The organism is Rickettsiales bacterium Ac37b (genome assembly GCA_000746585.2).
Taxonomy (GTDB): Bacteria; Pseudomonadota; Alphaproteobacteria; order Rickettsiales; family Arcanibacteraceae; genus Ac37b.
Window position 1 is genome coordinate 1,128,210 of sequence record CP009217.2, and the last position, 17,084, is coordinate 1,145,293.

Consider the following 17,084-nt stretch of genomic DNA (forward strand, 5'->3'; position numbering starts at 1 on the left):
AACTTATGATTTTTCATGACTTCTCCCTAATTGGAGAAGTGAAAAACATATTATATTTTATATATAAATTATCTTAAGCTTTTTTGTCTGAGAGTAGGACTAGGCTTTGCTTTATATAAGCCTAGTTCTAAATACAACTTAATTTACTATAAATACTAAAATAAGTAAAATGAGAAAGAATTATATTTATGTAGCGACAACTTCAGTACAGATTACATTTTGTATGGTTATATTTGTTATTATAGCCATTTATTCTTTCCTATCTTTTTGCATATAAGTTTACTATAGTTATCTAATATGCTGCGGTTTTTTACTTTCTTTATCACGTTTATATTTTTGTGTATGAGAGCCCTTTTTACTCCTAGATAATTTTTCTGCTATATTATCGAACATACTATCTATTTTATCACTAAATTTATTGAGTCCATCATTTAAGTCCGGGGATAAATCTTGAACTTCTCTACGAAAATTTTTGCACGCTCCTTTGATGCGATTTTTTGCTTTATGACTCTGTTTTTGTATATCTATATCTGTAACATCTTCAAAACTATCAGATAATTTATCTAGAGTAGTTTTTTTTCTGAAAATATTATGTTTTTGTAAAAATCGCTTTAAATCTTCAAGAGATTCTTTAATTTCTGCCCATAAATCTTTAAAAAGTCTTATAAATTCCTTAGACTCTTGTTTAGACTGCTTTTGAAAAGTTTTAAAATTCTTGTGAAGAGCTTCTATACTATCATCTATATAATCTTCCATAGATTCCTTGGTTTTATTATGTACCATACGTATACCCAATTAATTGATTATAAATTGTATATAGTAAATTGATTTGAACTTGCGGACATAGTTAGCTCAAAGCTTTCCTACTAATGGTAGGTTTTGCTTTATCGCTTCTCGTCCCAAATACAACTTAATTTATTATAGTATAAACATTATGTATTAATAAAATATTGAATATTCAGTAATATATTATTAAATATTATTTACTTTTTCACTATCTATATAAATATAATTAGGATATTTTACTTTTATATCATTATTGGCTAATAATTCTGGCTATTGATACTCTTGTTATTTCTACGTTTTTATTATAATAAGAAAGCTGAAGTCTTACGTTGTATATTTAAACTCAATAATTTATTATAGAATTTTATTATGAAACATACCAATCATATACGTGAATTATTCCTAAATTTTTTTAGGACCCATAATCACACTATAGCGCCATCAAGTCCTCTTGTGCCATATAATGATCCAAGTTTAATGTTTACTAATTCTGGAATGGTACAATTTAAAAATATCTTTACAGGTGATGAAAAAGCATTATTTACTCGTGCTGCGACTAGCCAAAAATGTGTAAGGGCTGGTGGGAAGCACAATGATTTGGATAACGTAGGATATACGGCAAGACATCATACTTTTTTTGAAATGCTTGGCAATTTTTCGTTTGGAGATTATTTTAAACAAGAAGCGATAGAATTTGCTTGGAATTTTTTGACTACTGAACTCGCAATTCCCAAACAAAAATTATACGTTACCATCTATCATGATGATGAAGAAGCATACAAAATATGGCATAAAATTACTGGCTTTGGAGATGAAAAAATTATACGTATTGCTACGGATGATAATTTTTGGTCAATGGGTGATCTTGGTCCCTGTGGTCCATGTTCTGAAATATTTTATGATCATGGAGATCGTATTTTGGGAGGGTTACCAGGGCAGCCAAATTCAGATGGTGATCGTTATGTAGAAATTTGGAATTTGGTATTTATGCAATATCAACAACTGTCAAATGGTGAGAGAATAAAATTACCAAAAGCGTCTATTGATACAGGTATGGGTTTAGAACGTATAGCAGCTGTTATGCAAAATGTACACGATAATTATGATATAGACTTATTCAAAAATATTATAGAAGAAATCCAAGAATTATCAAATGTGCCAGTAAAAATTGAAAATGCTGCGTCTTATCGTATTATTGCTGACCATATGCGTTCTTCGTGTTTTTTACTTGCTGACGGTGTTTCTCCTTCTAATGAAGGAAGAGGATATGTACTGCGTAGAATCATGCGTAGAGCTATGCGTCATGTACACCAATTAGGATGCAAAGATCCTTTATTATATAAATTAGTACCTATTATTAATAAAGAAATGAGTGAGGCTTATCCTGAATTAATAAGGGCAGAAGGGTTAATTACTAATACACTGCAGCAAGAAGAAGAAAGATTTTTAACTACTTTAGATAAAGGCTTAAAATTATTAGATCTTGAAGCTAAAGATCTAAAAACTGGAGATACTTTAAGTGGTAACGTAGCATTTAAACTTTATGATACTTATGGCTTTCCCTTTGATTTAACGAAGGATATTTTAGATAGGAAGCAAATACTTATAAATGAACCAGAGTTTGAAACTGCGATGCAAGCTCAGCGTGAATTAGCTAGGAAAGCATGGGTTGGTTCAGGCGAACAAACTGTGTCAGAAATATGGTTTGAAATATATAATAAATTTGGTGCGACAGAATTTTTAGGTTATGAATCACCCTCTGCTCAAGCTAAAGTTATAGCCTTAATTTTAGATAATAAAATAGTAGAAAAAGTTGATGTTATAGGTAAGAAATTTGCAATAGTTTTAAATCAAACCCCTTTTTATGCAGAATCTGGTGGGCAAATGGGAGATATAGGCAACATTACTGATAATAATCAAGGAATAAAATTAGAAGTATATGATACTAAAAAATATTTAAGTAAATTACATGTACATTTTGTAACTCTTGTATCTGGGGGTATCAAGATTGATGATATTGTTAATGCTGAAATTAATGAAGAATATAGAAATAAATTACGGGCAAATCATACAGTTACTCATTTATTACATGCTACCCTTAAAGCTCAGCTTGGTAGTCATGTTGCTCAAAAAGGATCACTAGTTGCAAGCGATAGATTACGTTTTGATATGAGCCATAATAAGCCTATTACTAAAGAGGAAATTTTATTAATTGAACAAACTATTAATAGAATAATTTATCAAAATATTCCTATATCTACAGTAAAACAATCAATAGATGATGCTATTAAAAGTGGTGCAGAAGCTTTATTTGGTGAAAAATATGAAGAAGAAGTGCGTGTAGTATCTGTATCGAAAAATAATAATCTTATCTCTAAAGAATTATGTGGAGGAACGCATGTTAATCGTACTGGTGATATAGGATTATTCAAAATTATTTCAGAAAGTGCAATAGCAGCTGGTATAAGACGTATTGAGGCGGTGACTGGAGAAGAAGCTGTCAAAGTTATACATCAGCAGGAAAAAACATTAGTACAGCTGTCAGAATTACTATTGGTACCTGTAGAGGATCTTAGTAGTAGAGTTACATCTTTAATAAATGATAAAAAAATATTAGAGAAAGATTTAACAAAGCTACGTAAAGATTATCTGATGTCTATCTTTGAAAAAAATTATCATGAGAAAATAGGTGATATTTCTTTCATGCATCATATAGTTGATAATATACCTGTAAAAGAATTGCGTAGTTTAGTTGAAGATTTAAAAAATAAATTTAATAATGCTGTTATTATTATTATATCTAATATAGATACAAAATTATCAGTAATCATTGGAGTAAGTAAAGATATTACTGCCAGAATAAGTGCTGTAGAATTATCACAATTATCAGCTACTATACTTGGTGGAGCAGGTGGAGGAGGCAAATCAGATTTGGCTCAATCAGGAGGTATTTATAGCGAAAAAATTCCTGAAGTTATAGCCATGATTAAGGATAAATTACAAAATATTTGAATGGTACTTCTAGCATAACTTGTTATAATATAGTGTGATATAATTCAGAACGAGGAATAAATGGAAAATGGTAAGTTGGTAACTATTTTTGGGGGTGGGGGATTTTTAGGTAATTATATAGTGAAAGAGCTATCTTCTTTAGGATATGTTATACGAGTTGTTACTAGAGATCCACAAAAATCCTTACATTTAAGAACAGCTGGGCCTACAGGGCAAGTAGTACTAATGCCTGCTGATGTATGTAATTCAAGCCATCTTAATAAAGCTATTCGTGGTGCATCAATAGTAATTAATTTACTTGGTACATTTTCTGAAAAAGACTTTGATAATTTACACCGTGAAATACCTGAAAATATAGCTAAAATATGCAAAGAGGAAAATGTTGAGCAATTAATTCATATTTCGGCACTAGCATCTAATAAGTCTCAAATTTCTTCTAAATATGCACAAAGTAAGTTTGCTGGAGAAAAAGCTGTAATTGCGGCCTTTAATAAGGCTTCTATTATTAGACCAAGTGTAGTGTTTGGTCATGAAGATAAGTTTTTTAATAAATTTGCCAAATTGATAAAATATATGTTTTGTATACCAATGGTTGGTGGGGGTAAAACAAAATTTCAGCCTGTGTATGTTGGAGATCTTGCTAAAGCTATTGGTAAAATAGCTACAGATCCTAAATTGCAGGGTAAAATATATGCCGCAGTTGGTCCAGAGGTTATTACCTTTCAATCAATGATTGAATTTATTTTAAAGACGGTAAATAAAAAACGTATTTTATTCCCAGTCCCTTTTTGGATAGCATCTATAATGGCTAAAATAGTGGAAATACTTCCTTGCCCCATTATAACTAGTGATCAGGTAGAATTATTAAAATACGATAATATATTTGATCAAGCAGAAAATTTATCTTCATTATCAGAGATACTTGTTAATTTGACTAGTATAGAGTCTATAGTGCCAAGATATTTAATATATTATAAATAAAATAGGTTTTTATGCTTAAATATTTTACTATATTATCTTTGTTTCTAATAATATTGAATATCAGTTGTACCTCAAATCATCCTGCACAAATAGTGCATTTAGGAGAAAAATTTTATGGTAAAGAGTCTAAAAATTCTCTCACGAGAGTAAATAGAAAGCATGATAAGCCTGCATTAAATATCACAGCTGAAAGTCGTGAATTATTATATAGAGAACAAGATAAATCAGAACGTATTATCGAGCAATCAGTTAAAGTTGAAAAAAATGTATTGGTAGAGGAAGAGATAAATAAAAATGATGATGCAAATAAAACTGAAGTAAGTGAACAAAAGATCGTTAAAAATGATACTGTAAAAATTGTCTCGTTGCAGCAGGAAGATGGTAAGGCCAATACAAAAGTCCAAATAGAAGAAGAGGTAGAAAATGTAACTCTAAATAACGTACAGAGTAAAAGTAATAAGGGATATATATGGCCACTCCAGGGTAAGGTTATTTCCACTTTTGGGGTAAAGGGTAAAGGGATTAAAAATGATGGAATTAATATAGCGAGCCCTGAAGGTACAAAAATTAAAGCTATTTCTGGTGGCCAAGTATTATATGCAGGTAATGAACTGCGTGGGTATGGTAATTTATTAATTATAAAGCAACCCGATGGTACTTTAGTAGCTTATGCCCACCAAAAAAATATTATAGTAAAAAAAGGGGATACTATAAAGCAGGGAGAGATAATAGGTTATGTAGGTATGACAGGAAATGTTTCAACACCTCAACTACATTTAGCTATTAGAAAAAATAAAAAACCTGTAAATCCTCTAGATTATTTACAGTAATAGTTTTTATATTTATATAGGACATAATATGACAGAACAGGAGATTAGAGCAAGCTTAGCTCTTGCATATCGCATATTTGCAAAATTAAAAATGGATGATTTAACATATACTCATCTTTCTGCTCGCATACCAGGTAAGAATGAATTTTTTATCTTCCCATTTGGGATGTTATTTGAAGAAGTTACTGCGAGTTCTTTATTAAGGGTATCTTTGTCAGGTGAAATATTATCAGGTTCTGAATATCAATATAATAAAACAGGTTATGTAATACATGGGTCAATTTATGATGCACGTCCTGATATTAATGCTATTTTCCATTTACATACTACTGCTGGGGTAGCAGTTTCTGCTCTTAAAGAAGGATTGGTTTCTATGAGTCAATTTTCTTTCCATTTTCATAATAAAATTTCATATCATAATTATAATTCTCTTGCTTTGGATTATAAAGCTCAAGGAAAGGAGCTAGTTGAAGATTTAGGGAAGAATAAAACTTTAATTTTACGTAACCATGGTACTCTTTGCTGTGGTGAAACTATTCAAGAAGCTTTTTATTTTATACCTACTATTTAGAACAAGCCTGTAAAGTGCAATTAGCAGCTTGCGGTACAGGTAAAGAGGTTATTATGCCTGATTCTAAAATATGTGAAAAAGCATCAAATGATATGAGAAATTTTGAACCTAATTTAGGTATGCGAGATTGGATTGCATTAAAGCGTATTATCGATAAGGAAGATATTAGCTATATGCTCTAATTATTGCTTGATTAGCTGATAAATAAATATTTTCAGATATATTTAGGGTACTTGCGTTAGATTATTGTATGGGTAGATAGGCAGCCTATTTAAGATATGTAACAATTTTCTGTGCTAATTTTTCAGCTATGGATTTTTTATCCATATAAGGAAAATGCTCAATACTATGTTTGGTTATTATATATATTTCATTATAATCATTTTTGAAAGCTGATTTAGCGAATTTATCAGTATGGACGTTATTTGCAATAATCCAGTCACATTGCTTAGATTCTAATTTGGTTTTGGCATTTTCTAAAAGATTTTCTGTTTCTGCTGCAAATCCTATCACCAGTTTAGGACGTTTAGTTTGATGCATGCTTATAGTTTTTAAGATATCGGGGTTTTTACATAAGGTAATAGAGATTTCATCTGCAGAAGTTTTTTTGATTTTTTGTGAAGAAATAATTTTAGGTCTAAAGTCTGCAACTGCCGCCACAAAAATTGCTATATCTACAGGCAGTAATTGCTCACAGCTACTGAGCATTTGCGAAGCAGTTTCAACATAGGTAAAATCTACATTTTTGGGAGGCATTAAACAAGTAGGCCCAGATACTAAATGTACTTTTACTAGATGCTTTGCAAGTGCCTCTGCAATTGCATAACCTTGTTTACCTGAAGAGTAATTACTGATAAAGCGCACAGGGTCTATTTTTTCTTGAGTGGGCCCTGCAGTGACTAGAGCGGTAAGTTGCTTGGATTTTAAATTCATTTATTAAAATACGTATTTACATAATTTAAAATATTTTCTGGTGAAGCCATACGGCTGCTACCCACTTCATTACAAGCTAAATCTCCTTCTTCAGGTGCAATAATATCTACACCATCTTGGGCGAGTTGTTTAATGTTACGTATGTTAGCTTTACTGTTCCACATTTGAATATTCATTGCAGGGGCAACAGCTATTTGCTTATTACTTGCCAGCAAAACGGTTGAAGCTAGATCATCTGCAAGTCCTGTAGCCATTTTTGCAATTATATTGGCACTTGCTGGCGCAACTAAAATAATATCTGCTTGCCTTGATAGGGTTATATGTCCCATTTCTACTTCCTCTGTCAGCGAGAATAAATTTTCATATACCATATTATTACTGAGGGAAGCTAAGGTAAGAGGAGTGATAAATCGTCCTGCAGACTTAGTCATTATACATGTTACATTATAATTAGCCTTTTTTAATAGCCTAACTAATTCAGCGGATTTATAGGCAGCGATACTGCCAGTAACGATAAGTAATATATTTTTTTGCATTTTTTATTTATATTATGATATAAATTATAATAAATAAGGATATCTATTTTATGAGAAAAATGCAAATAATATGAAATATATAAATTTTGATGCGGTGATTATTGGTGGGGGTATAGTGGGCCTAACACTTGCATGCGCGCTGGCAAGTAAAAATATTAAAGTTGCATTAATTGAAAAAAGCAATATGGAACTTAGATATAACGCTAAACCTGATGGGCGAGCTAGTGCTATTTCTTATGGTTCAAAGCAAATACTTCAAGCATTTAATTTATGGCATCACTTAGAATCAGAAGCAGGTTTAATAGAAGAAATTAGAGTTAGTGATAATAAATCAAAATTATTTTTACATTTTGATCATGAGTTAGTGAGTGGTCAGCCCTTAGGTTTTATGCTGGAAAATAATACATTAATACATAAATTATATGAGTCGGCTAAGAATTATGAGAATTTAATTATGTATTCTGAGTGTCATTATAATTTAATAGAAGAAAAAAATGATAAGGTTTTTATTACTTTAGAAAATAAGGCAATATTATCAGCTGACATTTTAATTGCAGCTGATGGCAAAAATTCGGCTGTTCGTAAGCTCACCAATATAGAAGTAGTTAGTAAAAATTATGATCAAACTGCCATTGTATGTAGTGTATCTCATGAATTAAATCATCATAATATTGCACAAGAGCGTTTCTTACCTTCGGGACCTTTTGCTATTTTGCCCCTCCGAGGAGGATTCCATTCTGCAATAGTGTGGACAGAGAAAAAAGACAGGGTGCCTGTGCTTATGTCTATGGTTGACGAAGAATTTCTTTATTTTTTACGCCAAAGATTTACTGATTATTTAGGAGAAATTAAGATACATAAACCAAGATTTGCTTATCCTCTCTCTTTTTCTTATGCTAAAAAATATTATTCTCATAATATTGTACTGGTAGGGGATGCTGCTCATGCGATACATCCTATTGCAGGACAAGGGGTGAATATGGGATTTAGGGATATTGAGATATTAGTAAAATTAATGGTGCAGTATAAGAAGTTGGGCTTTGCATTAAACAACAGCCAGCTGCTTGCAGAATATGAGCGCACAAGACAAGCTGACAATCAGGCAATGCTTTTGATTACCCACGGTTTAAATGCTCTTTTCTCAAATGATTATTTACCAGTTAAAGTCATGCGTAGACTCGGTCTTGCAGCAGTCAATAAAATTCCTTTACTACAAAAATATTTTATGAATTATGCCCGCGGTGTATATTGATTAACTTCTAATTAAAATCCCAGTCATTCTTCAAACTGGTTCCTCAGACAATGCCGAAATCAAGCAGTTATTGGATAGAGAAATTTAATTTTTTATTACATTTATATTTTCTGTAGCTTCAATACTATATAATTAAATATTTTTTTATTAATCGTATTATTATTGTAATAATTGTAAAATTATATTAAGAATAAGTAACGATGTAAATAAGGGAATTGGAGCAAGAAATGAAATGTATATTAAAAAATAAATTAGATACTACTATTAAATTATCTGAACAAGAGAAAATATTGGCAGATTATTATCAATTTTTTACTGATCCAAAAGGTATAGATATGTTACCTTATGCTTATATGGGATCAAGCTCTACCTATGACTTAATGGTGAAAAATAACCCTGATTATTATTTATTTAGTGAGGAAGTAGCTATAATAAAAAATAATGCTGAAAAGCTTACTACTCATCTATCAGATATTAAAGATATTATTGAAATTGGACCAGGATCAAATCATACAATAACTAATAAAACTATCCCTCTATTAAATTATGCGAAGTCGTTGAAACGTTATTATGCTATAGACCATTCAAAACCTTATTTAGATAAGGCCTGTGCCTTTATAAAAGAAAATACGTATAACATAGATATAAGGGGTGTTGAAGCTGATTTAATGTCTCTTGGTAATCTTAAATCATTAAAAAAAGAGGATGATAAGAAATGTATATTATTGCTGGGGGGAACAATAGGGAATTTTTCTTCCTCTCTACAATTACAGGCTTTACAGCAAATATTCAAATTAATGAATATTGGAGATAAATTGCTTCTAGCAGTTGATACGAATCAAGATGAACAAACTCTTATTAAAGCCTATGATAATATATATTCTTATAAGTTAATTAGGGGTATTTTAGAATATTTTGCTATTATTCATCCTCCCTTTAAAGATTATTTAAATTTTTTTGAAATAAGATTTTTATGGCATAAACATTGTAGGACGATAGAAAAATTTTTTGTAGCAAAAGAAAATATAATTTTTGAAATGGAAAAATATGGTACTATTGCTATAAGACAAAATCAAGAACTTCGGGGAGCTGCCTCACAAAAATTTACCCTAATGGATATTAACAATTTATTACATAAAATAGGATTTGGTGTGTTAGATATATTGAATTATAATAATAAAGTACGGTTAATAATATGCAAAAAGCCATAAACCTTGCCTTTTGGATTAAAGCTCTAGCAAATATTGCTGAAAATAGGGTAAAAAAATATGGAGCATCTTATTATACATTTTCTATAGTTGGTCTCATCAATTTTCCTATTGCTATTATATATGAAATATACACAAAATCTTACCTTACTGGGATAATAATAAGAATTATTTCACTCATACTATGCTTAGTATTGTTATTTCATAAACAATGGCCATATAAATTAAAATTTTATTTACCATTATATTGGTTTAGTGTGATTATTTTTACACTCCCGTTTTTGACCACTTATCTTTTACTAAAAAATAATTTCTCATTAGAATGGCTTATCAACTTTAACATAGGAGTGATGATTGTCATTTTGCTATTAGACTCTATTACTTTTTTGAGTGTTGAGGCTATAGGTATAATTTTAGGCTTATTATTTTTCTATGTGTTGGGCAATAAGATTGATAGTTGGCCTACAGGTTATCAAACTTATCTATTTTTTTATATGTTTTTGTGTATTACAATACTTGGTACTATATTTGCAAAAAATAAGGAAATTTTTAATCATTTCAAAGAAAAAACTCTAAATGAAGTAAATGAATATTTAGAAACTCAGGTTCAAAGCAGAACCGCAGAGTTGGAACATGCACTTTCAGCCAAGACAGAGTTCCTAAATAATATGAGTCATGAGATTAGGACGCCGACACAAGGATTTACCAATTTATCTGAAGGGTTAGTAGAACACTGGAATATTCTTGAAGATCAAAGAAAATTTGATTTGGCTAAACAAGTAGCAACAAATGCGAAGAGATTATCTTCGCTGCTTAACCATCTCCTTGATCTTTCTAAGTTTCAGGCTGGCAAGATGATTATGAAGCTAGAAAAAATAGACTTAAATCTCATCATCCTTAAAATGATTGAGGAAGCTAAAATTTTATATATGGCTGAAAAAGAGGTTCTTATCAATTATACTCCTTTAAAAGACGCCTTTATCCTGGCGGACAAAGAAAGAATAGGCCAAGTCCTCCGTAATTTATTTGTTAATAGCATCAAATTCAGCCCAAATAATTCTACTCTAACTGTTTCTCTTAGCTCTTCAGAAATCACTTATGATGATGAAAATAAGTGCGAAGCTTATCATTTTGCTATTAAAGATGAAGGGATAGGCATTCCTGAAAATGAATTATATACTATCTTTGAGGTCTTTGTTCAAAGCAGTAAGACCAAAACAAAAGCAGGTGGTACCGGCCTTGGACTTGCGATATGTAAAGAAATTATCGAAGCTCATCATGGTGAAATTTGGGCAGAAAATAATGAACAAGGTGCAACTTTTAACTTTGTTATTCCAATATCGCAGGCCAAACAAATGGACGGCCATCATATTATTGCCGAAAATAATGTCGAAATACCTACAAAACCTGCCACTCAAACTACTAAATCAGCTAACATTTTAATAATAGATGATGAAGATGCCTGCCTAATGAGTATGGAATTACTACTTTTTGGAAGTGGCTATAATCTCCATAAAGCAGCGGGAGGTTATGCAGGACTTGAATATTTGAAAGAACATTTTAAGGAAATAGATTTAATTTTGCTCGACTTAATGATGCCAGATATTTATGGCTTAAATGTACTCGCTGAAATCAAGCAGGATCCAGAGCTTGCTAAAATTCCAGTTATTTTACAGACTGGTTCTTCCGATAGTGCCGAAATTGAAAGAGCATTCACACTTGGCATTTTCACCTACATCAAAAAGCCCTACCAAAGACAGAATATAATATATGAACTTGAACGGACTCTACCTAAATAGTCTTTTAACATACTATATTAATACATATTATAATATTGTTAAAAAAATACGCTTGACCGTTAATAAATTGATTTCTATTATAAAAATTAAAAAATTATAAAATTTTTGGAGATTTGTTTCTATGGTTATGCAAAACAATATGGTAATGATAGTAAATGAATTGAATAATATTATTAAAAATTGTGTTATAGAAGACAAACAACTCTGTAATAAGGAAATATTTAAAAAAATTACAGATCGTAATTTAGATTTAGAACTTCATGATAAATCAAAAAAAAATCTTTTACATTATGCAGCTTATGTAGGTTATGTAGATGTTCTAGAGTGGTTAATAGAAAATACCAATTTGGATGGTAAGTCTATTGATGAGAATGGAAATACCGCTTTACATACTGCAGTAGAAAATGAGCAAATAAAGGCCGTACAATTTTTAATTTCGCATCATATTGAGATAAATGCTAAAAATATTGACGGCAAAGCGGCTGTGCATATCGCTGCAGCAATAGGTAATAAAGAATTATTACATTTATTAAAAATCTATGGTGCTAATATAACTGCTCAAAATATATTCGGCGAAACAACCTTACATTATGCTATTAAGAATAACCATCCAGAGATAGTGGACTATTTATTGGAAGGTGATAAAAATCTTATATCATACCATACTTTTTCTAACCAATCTCCTCTACATTATGCTATAGAATACGGTACTATAGCAATGGTAAAGCGTTTGTTACGCGAAAAATCCAGAGCAGATATAAATGATAAAGAATTAAAATCCCCATTACATTATGCTGTAAACAAGGGGTACAAGAATGTTATAGAGTTTTTATTGGATTGCAAGGTTAATATCAATGCACAAGATATCCATCATCAAACTCCACTATTTTATGCTTTTGAGAATAATAATCTAGAATTAGCTGAATTATTAATATCTCACGGAGCTGATATAAATATACCAGATTCCTCAGGAGAAACAATTTTAATTTGGGCTGTGCTTAAGCAAGAATTTGAAACAATAAAATATATAATAGCACATGGGGCTGATCTAAATTTACAAGATAGTGAAAATAACACCGCATTACACCATGCTGTATTTAATTGGAATAGGGAAATTGTTACTTATCTAATAAAACATGGAGCTGAGCTAAATTTACCTAATATAAAAGGTATAACTCCTATGTCTCATATAATTAAACATCATACCCAAGATTTATTAGAATTAGTGGAATATTTTATCAAATATAATTTAAATATAGATGCACAATATTCTCATGGAAAAACTCTATTACATTATTCTGTATCCAAGGGCAATAGTGCATTAGTAGAGCTTCTGGTAAATAATGGTATAGATCTTAATATACAAGATTATGATAAAAAAACTGCTTTACACTATGCGACAGAGGGGAATAATTTAGAATTAGTAAAGTATTTAATAAGTAAAGGTGCAGATATGCACATTTTAGATATTAATTTAGAAAACATTTTCCACTATGCTGCTAAAAATAATAATGAGGCGGTAATGAAATATTTAGCTGCGCAAGGGTTAGATATTAATGCAATAAACAATAATAATAAAAATGCTCTAGATTTAGCTAATATAGTAGATGTTCCAATATTTAAAACATTATTATTGCTTGGAGTAATAATAAATCAAAATATCGATCCTTTCTCCTACTCTAAAGAGCATAAAGAATTAGCAGAAATAGCCAATATAGCTTATTTTATTTACGAAAAAAAAGATATAGATATTCAGCCATTATTAAAACTTATTGATAAAGAATCTTCTTGGTGTACTTATGAAGAAGCCTTATTCATAATTAAACAGCAAATTTATAATATGGCTTTAAAAGAAGGTTACCCATATGATATAGAACTATATTTAACTGCTTTAGATAGTGAGTATAAAGAAGAGTTTTATAAAATAGATAATGATTTAAAAAATATAATTACTTCGATGGTACCTAGCAAATATAATATAGGTGAAAATATAGAAACAGATTTAGCAATATTGCTACATAAAGCCTATCCGAATAAATTTCTATCAACTGCCCCATATTCAGCATTAAAAAATACAGCCTATAATATGGCTGATAAAGATTTATTTAAAGTATATGATGAATATACTCAGTATAAAACTGAAAATTGTTTTGATTATTTTATTAATTCAGATAATGATGAAGAAATATTCTTAATATTGCATGCCGATAATAACCATGCAATTCATCTTTTTAACATATTAAAAAGAATTCCATTATATAAGGATGATTTTGAAAAATTCATGGAATTGTATAAAAAGTTTTATGGATCGCTGGAAAAAATTAGGACCTTAGATCCAGAAACCAAGAATATATTCGAATTTAAAGCTGCACAAGCTAATAACGCTGTAGAATTATTGTCAGAAACTAGAATAGAATTATTTCATGAAAAGAGTAAAAATAAACAGCTGGAAATGAGATATGCTGAACTAGAAGTTGAATTACAAAAATATAAGAGTGTTCAAATAAAAAATACCTTTCCCGAAAGAAATTGGAGAGAAAATATTCTATATGAGAAGGAAAATAATTCTCAGAGATGTATATAACTTAAGCAATTTCAATATTTATTTTGGTGCTCGTGGGGAAAATACTATTTTAAACTACTTTTTCCTACTATAGTAAAAACGTTTAAGTTTGATACTAAGTGTATGAGGAGTAAAGCCTACTAATTGCTAGGTGAGCTTTGAGCTAACTGTGCCCGCAAGTTCAAATCAATTTACTATAAATAAAAAATTAAGTGGTAAGTAAAATATTGAGAGATATATGCTAAATTAACACCATTTATTTTTTGAATAAATGGTGACCCCTACGGGATTCGAACCCGTATTGCCACCGTGAAAGGGTGATGTCCTAACCATTAGACGAAGGGGCCATAGATTTAATCACACGTACTTTGATTAATATCAATATGATGCTTGTCACCTTAATCAGGTTTAACGAATAAATCAAGATTTTTTTAACAACCTTCGTATATTATTTATATGATTAATGTAAACAAGTTCTATTTATGGTATGAAAATATGGGAAATATTAATAATAACACTTATAATAGATCTCATCATATAAATAAGTTGTTACGAGTACAGAATAAAAATTTGCATAGATTAAATTCTATTGTTGCTAATTCAATTAAAGCAGAAGAGTTATTAGTAGAAAAACTTTATCAACAATCTAAAGATGAGCAGATAACTATTGGACAAAGATTAGCTGATAAAATGGCTCGCTTTGGAGGTAGTTGGGGTTTTATTTTAGCATTTATATTATTTATCTTAATTTGGATAGGTATTAATGTCTTTAAAATTACTAATGATTTTGATCCTTATCCTTTTATATTATTGAATTTAATATTATCTTGTCTTGCTGCTATACAAGCTCCTATTATTATGATGAGTCAAAATAGACATTCTGAAAAAGACAGAAAGCAAGCTGAGAATGACTATTTAGTTAATTTGAAGTCAGAACTGTTAATTAGAGAATTAAATGAAAAAATAGATACGATTACTACCCAGCAAGTAAATCTGCTATTTGAATTAAATAAAGAACAATGTAGGCTTATTAATGAATTACATAGAAAAATTGATTCTCCTAAAGCAAGGCATTAGTTAGCAAGTATATTATGTATAGTAAATGATTTGCGGGACGTTATCGTATCAAAGCGCTCCTACTATTTGTAGGCTCTCTCTATCTGCCTTCGTTCTAAATACAACTGAATTTACTGTTTATATTATGATCTATCTATGAAGAGCAAAATTAGCATTATGACTGATACGTTACTAGCTTTTTAAAAGATAGTTATATTACTTCTTTACACTTATCTTCTCTTTACAAAAAATCAGTTTAACAGAGGAGTCTGAGAATAACAATCATGTTTCTAGCCTACATAATTCATAATTTTCTTCATTTGGGGCATGTGAGTACAGCCCTATCAAAGATAGCATACTAATTAAGATTTTATTGCCGTAAGTGTATGATGCTGCTCCTACTATTCCTCCTAATAGTCCTATAGAAAATAATGCCAAATAATTATTTGGAATATAATGGGATTCAGTTGATGTGTTACTATCATTTATATTATCTTCTGGAATGTTAGACATACTTTCTGTTATCTCTAAAGGAAATTCTAAAGGTGTAAATTTTATACTATTGTAATAAAAAATTTCTTGTATGCGTTCATTAATATCATAATGCCCATTTCGAGAGTATATACTTTTTATAAGATTATAGATGAGCTTATTAGTAGTCTCTGCCTCTGCAGTAGAGTTGTAATTATAAAGATTTTTATATAATTTGTCTGTTGAGAAAATTATAGAATGTGATCCTAAATGAACATGAGGAGTTTGCGCAAATATTCCCTTCTCATGGTTGTAATCACTAAAATAAGTCTCATTTTCTACGTTATTATAAATAAAATTATATCTTGTATAATTAATGTACTCATCAATAATCAGAGTATCCATAGATTGAAAAAAATCTGAAGTCCAACTTTTTATATGTGAAGGTTGACTGCATATATTTTCAAGTGATGTGATGAATTTCTGTACCTTATTTGAAGGCATATTGACTGTATCATATACACTGATGTTATCGCACTTGAATATTTTATACTGAAGATTAATATCTTTTTTAATTACACGCAGATAGTCATTTGAATCATTACTAATTCTGGGAGTAGTAATATAAGAAGCATTACAAAAATTATGTAACAACTCATATAGTTTAATATAGATTTGAAGGTTATAGTCACGATTTTCGCATATACCACTTACATTAGGTACGCAAATTGTATTATATAATTCTATTATCTTTGTATTAACTATAGTTAATTGATCTTGTGTTAGGTTATTAATTATTTCTTTATTATCAGTTTTAAAATTTATACATGAAACACTTTTATTTGTTAAAATATTATAATTATAGTCATGAAAAATAATATGCTCTATATTTAAGGGTGTAGAAAAATTGATAGGTATGCTATTTGCGTTCGTAGTTTGACAAGAAGATTTTAGATTTTCTAGTTCAGATAATTTATCCACAGATTGTAAGTATAAATTATTGGAACATATTAAAATTCTATATAATGTAGGTTCTTGTAAAATCAAGATATAATTTTTTTTATTCATGTTATTTACTGTTTCAAT

The 17,084-nt window shown here is 29.8% G+C and carries 10 protein-coding genes, 1 tRNA gene and 2 pseudogenes; 9 read left to right on the plus strand and 4 right to left on the minus strand.

Features of this window, described 5'->3' with window-relative positions; translation table 11 throughout:
- Positions 1–288 precede the first annotated feature (288 nt).
- Complete coding sequence (locus NOVO_05670) at positions 289–783, minus strand: hypothetical protein (GenBank protein ID AIL65501.1); 495 nt, start codon at positions 781–783, stop codon at positions 289–291.
- Positions 784–1,155: 372 nt separating this feature from the next.
- Here NOVO_05670 and alaS point away from each other — a divergent pair, with 372 nt between their 5' ends.
- The 4 genes and pseudogenes from alaS (at position 1,156) to NOVO_05705 (ending at position 6,362) form a co-directional block, all read left to right on the plus strand.
- On the plus strand, positions 1,156–3,798 hold the full coding sequence (gene alaS, locus NOVO_05675; GenBank protein AIL65502.1) for an Alanine--tRNA ligase: 2,643 nt from the start codon (positions 1,156–1,158) through the stop codon (positions 3,796–3,798).
- Positions 3,799–3,858: 60 nt separating this feature from the next.
- Positions 3,859–4,779, plus strand: coding sequence for a hypothetical protein (locus NOVO_05680; GenBank protein AIL65503.1), 921 nt, complete (start codon positions 3,859–3,861; stop codon positions 4,777–4,779).
- An 11-nt stretch (positions 4,780–4,790) separates the two neighbouring features.
- On the plus strand, positions 4,791–5,609 hold the full coding sequence (gene nlpD / locus NOVO_05685; protein AIL65504.1) for a Murein hydrolase activator NlpD precursor: 819 nt from the start codon (positions 4,791–4,793) through the stop codon (positions 5,607–5,609).
- 28 nt (positions 5,610–5,637) lie between these two features.
- Positions 5,638–6,362, plus strand: a pseudogene (locus NOVO_05705) (Class II aldolase/adducin domain protein; disrupted).
- Between the two features lie 85 nt (positions 6,363–6,447).
- Here NOVO_05705 and NOVO_05707 read toward each other — a convergent pair.
- A pseudogene (locus tag NOVO_05707) lies at positions 6,448–7,649 on the minus strand (DNA/pantothenate metabolism flavoprotein; disrupted).
- 70 nt (positions 7,650–7,719) lie between these two features.
- Here NOVO_05707 and ubiH point away from each other — a divergent pair.
- The 4 genes from ubiH to NOVO_05730 all read left to right on the plus strand — a co-directional run bounded on the left by ubiH (position 7,720) and on the right by NOVO_05730 (position 14,492).
- A complete protein-coding gene (gene ubiH, locus NOVO_05710) occupies positions 7,720–8,901 on the plus strand; it encodes a 2-octaprenyl-6-methoxyphenol hydroxylase (protein AIL65505.1) in 1,182 nt (393 codons plus the stop codon).
- Between the two features lie 227 nt (positions 8,902–9,128).
- On the plus strand, positions 9,129–10,112 hold the full coding sequence (locus NOVO_05715) for a hypothetical protein (protein ID AIL65506.1): 984 nt from the start codon (positions 9,129–9,131) through the stop codon (positions 10,110–10,112).
- Positions 10,097–11,908, plus strand: a complete 1,812-nt coding sequence (locus tag NOVO_05720) for a Sensor histidine kinase (GenBank protein AIL65507.2) — start codon at positions 10,097–10,099, stop codon at positions 11,906–11,908. Before NOVO_05715 ends, NOVO_05720 begins: the two co-directional genes overlap by 16 nt.
- 121 nt (positions 11,909–12,029) lie before the next feature.
- Positions 12,030–14,492 carry an Ankyrin repeat protein gene (locus NOVO_05730; protein ID AIL65509.1) on the plus strand — a complete coding sequence of 821 codons (2,463 nt, stop codon included), beginning with the start codon at positions 12,030–12,032 and terminating at the stop codon, positions 14,490–14,492.
- Positions 14,493–14,743: 251 nt separating this feature from the next.
- On the opposite strand, the gene NOVO_05735 is transcribed toward NOVO_05730, so the two are convergent.
- Positions 14,744–14,818, minus strand: a tRNA-Glu gene (locus NOVO_05735).
- Between the two features lie 148 nt (positions 14,819–14,966).
- On the opposite strand from NOVO_05735, the gene NOVO_05740 reads away from it, so the two are divergent.
- The gene (locus NOVO_05740; protein ID AIL65510.1) at positions 14,967–15,548 is read left to right on the plus strand and encodes a putative membrane protein; all 582 of its coding nucleotides are present in this window, start codon (positions 14,967–14,969) and stop codon (positions 15,546–15,548) included.
- Between the two features lie 261 nt (positions 15,549–15,809).
- Here the strand turns inward: NOVO_05740 and NOVO_05745 are convergent, their stop codons facing one another.
- Positions 15,810–17,066 carry a hypothetical protein gene (locus NOVO_05745; protein AIL65511.1) on the minus strand — a complete coding sequence of 419 codons (1,257 nt, stop codon included), beginning with the start codon at positions 17,064–17,066 and terminating at the stop codon, positions 15,810–15,812.
- Between the last annotated feature and the right edge of the window lie 18 nt (positions 17,067–17,084).

What these genes read in the sequence shown, in the direction of transcription:
- nlpD (AIL65504.1), top strand. Translation starts at nt 4,791, where the DNA reads ATGCTTAAATATTTTACTATATTATCTTTGTTTCTAATAATATTGAAT.
- ubiH (AIL65505.1), top strand. Translation starts at nt 7,720, where the DNA reads ATGAAATATATAAATTTTGATGCGGTGATTATTGGTGGGGGTATAGTG.
- NOVO_05670 (AIL65501.1), bottom strand. Translation starts at nt 783, where the DNA reads ATGGTACATAATAAAACCAAGGAATCTATGGAAGATTATATAGATGAT.
- NOVO_05740 (AIL65510.1), top strand. Translation starts at nt 14,967, where the DNA reads ATGGGAAATATTAATAATAACACTTATAATAGATCTCATCATATAAAT.
- alaS (AIL65502.1), top strand. Translation starts at nt 1,156, where the DNA reads ATGAAACATACCAATCATATACGTGAATTATTCCTAAATTTTTTTAGG.
- NOVO_05745 (AIL65511.1), bottom strand. Translation starts at nt 17,066, where the DNA reads ATGAATAAAAAAAATTATATCTTGATTTTACAAGAACCTACATTATAT.
- NOVO_05680 (AIL65503.1), top strand. Translation starts at nt 3,859, where the DNA reads ATGGAAAATGGTAAGTTGGTAACTATTTTTGGGGGTGGGGGATTTTTA.
- NOVO_05730 (AIL65509.1), top strand. Translation starts at nt 12,030, where the DNA reads ATGGTTATGCAAAACAATATGGTAATGATAGTAAATGAATTGAATAAT.
- NOVO_05715 (AIL65506.1), top strand. Translation starts at nt 9,129, where the DNA reads ATGAAATGTATATTAAAAAATAAATTAGATACTACTATTAAATTATCT.
- NOVO_05720 (AIL65507.2), top strand. Translation starts at nt 10,097, where the DNA reads ATGCAAAAAGCCATAAACCTTGCCTTTTGGATTAAAGCTCTAGCAAAT.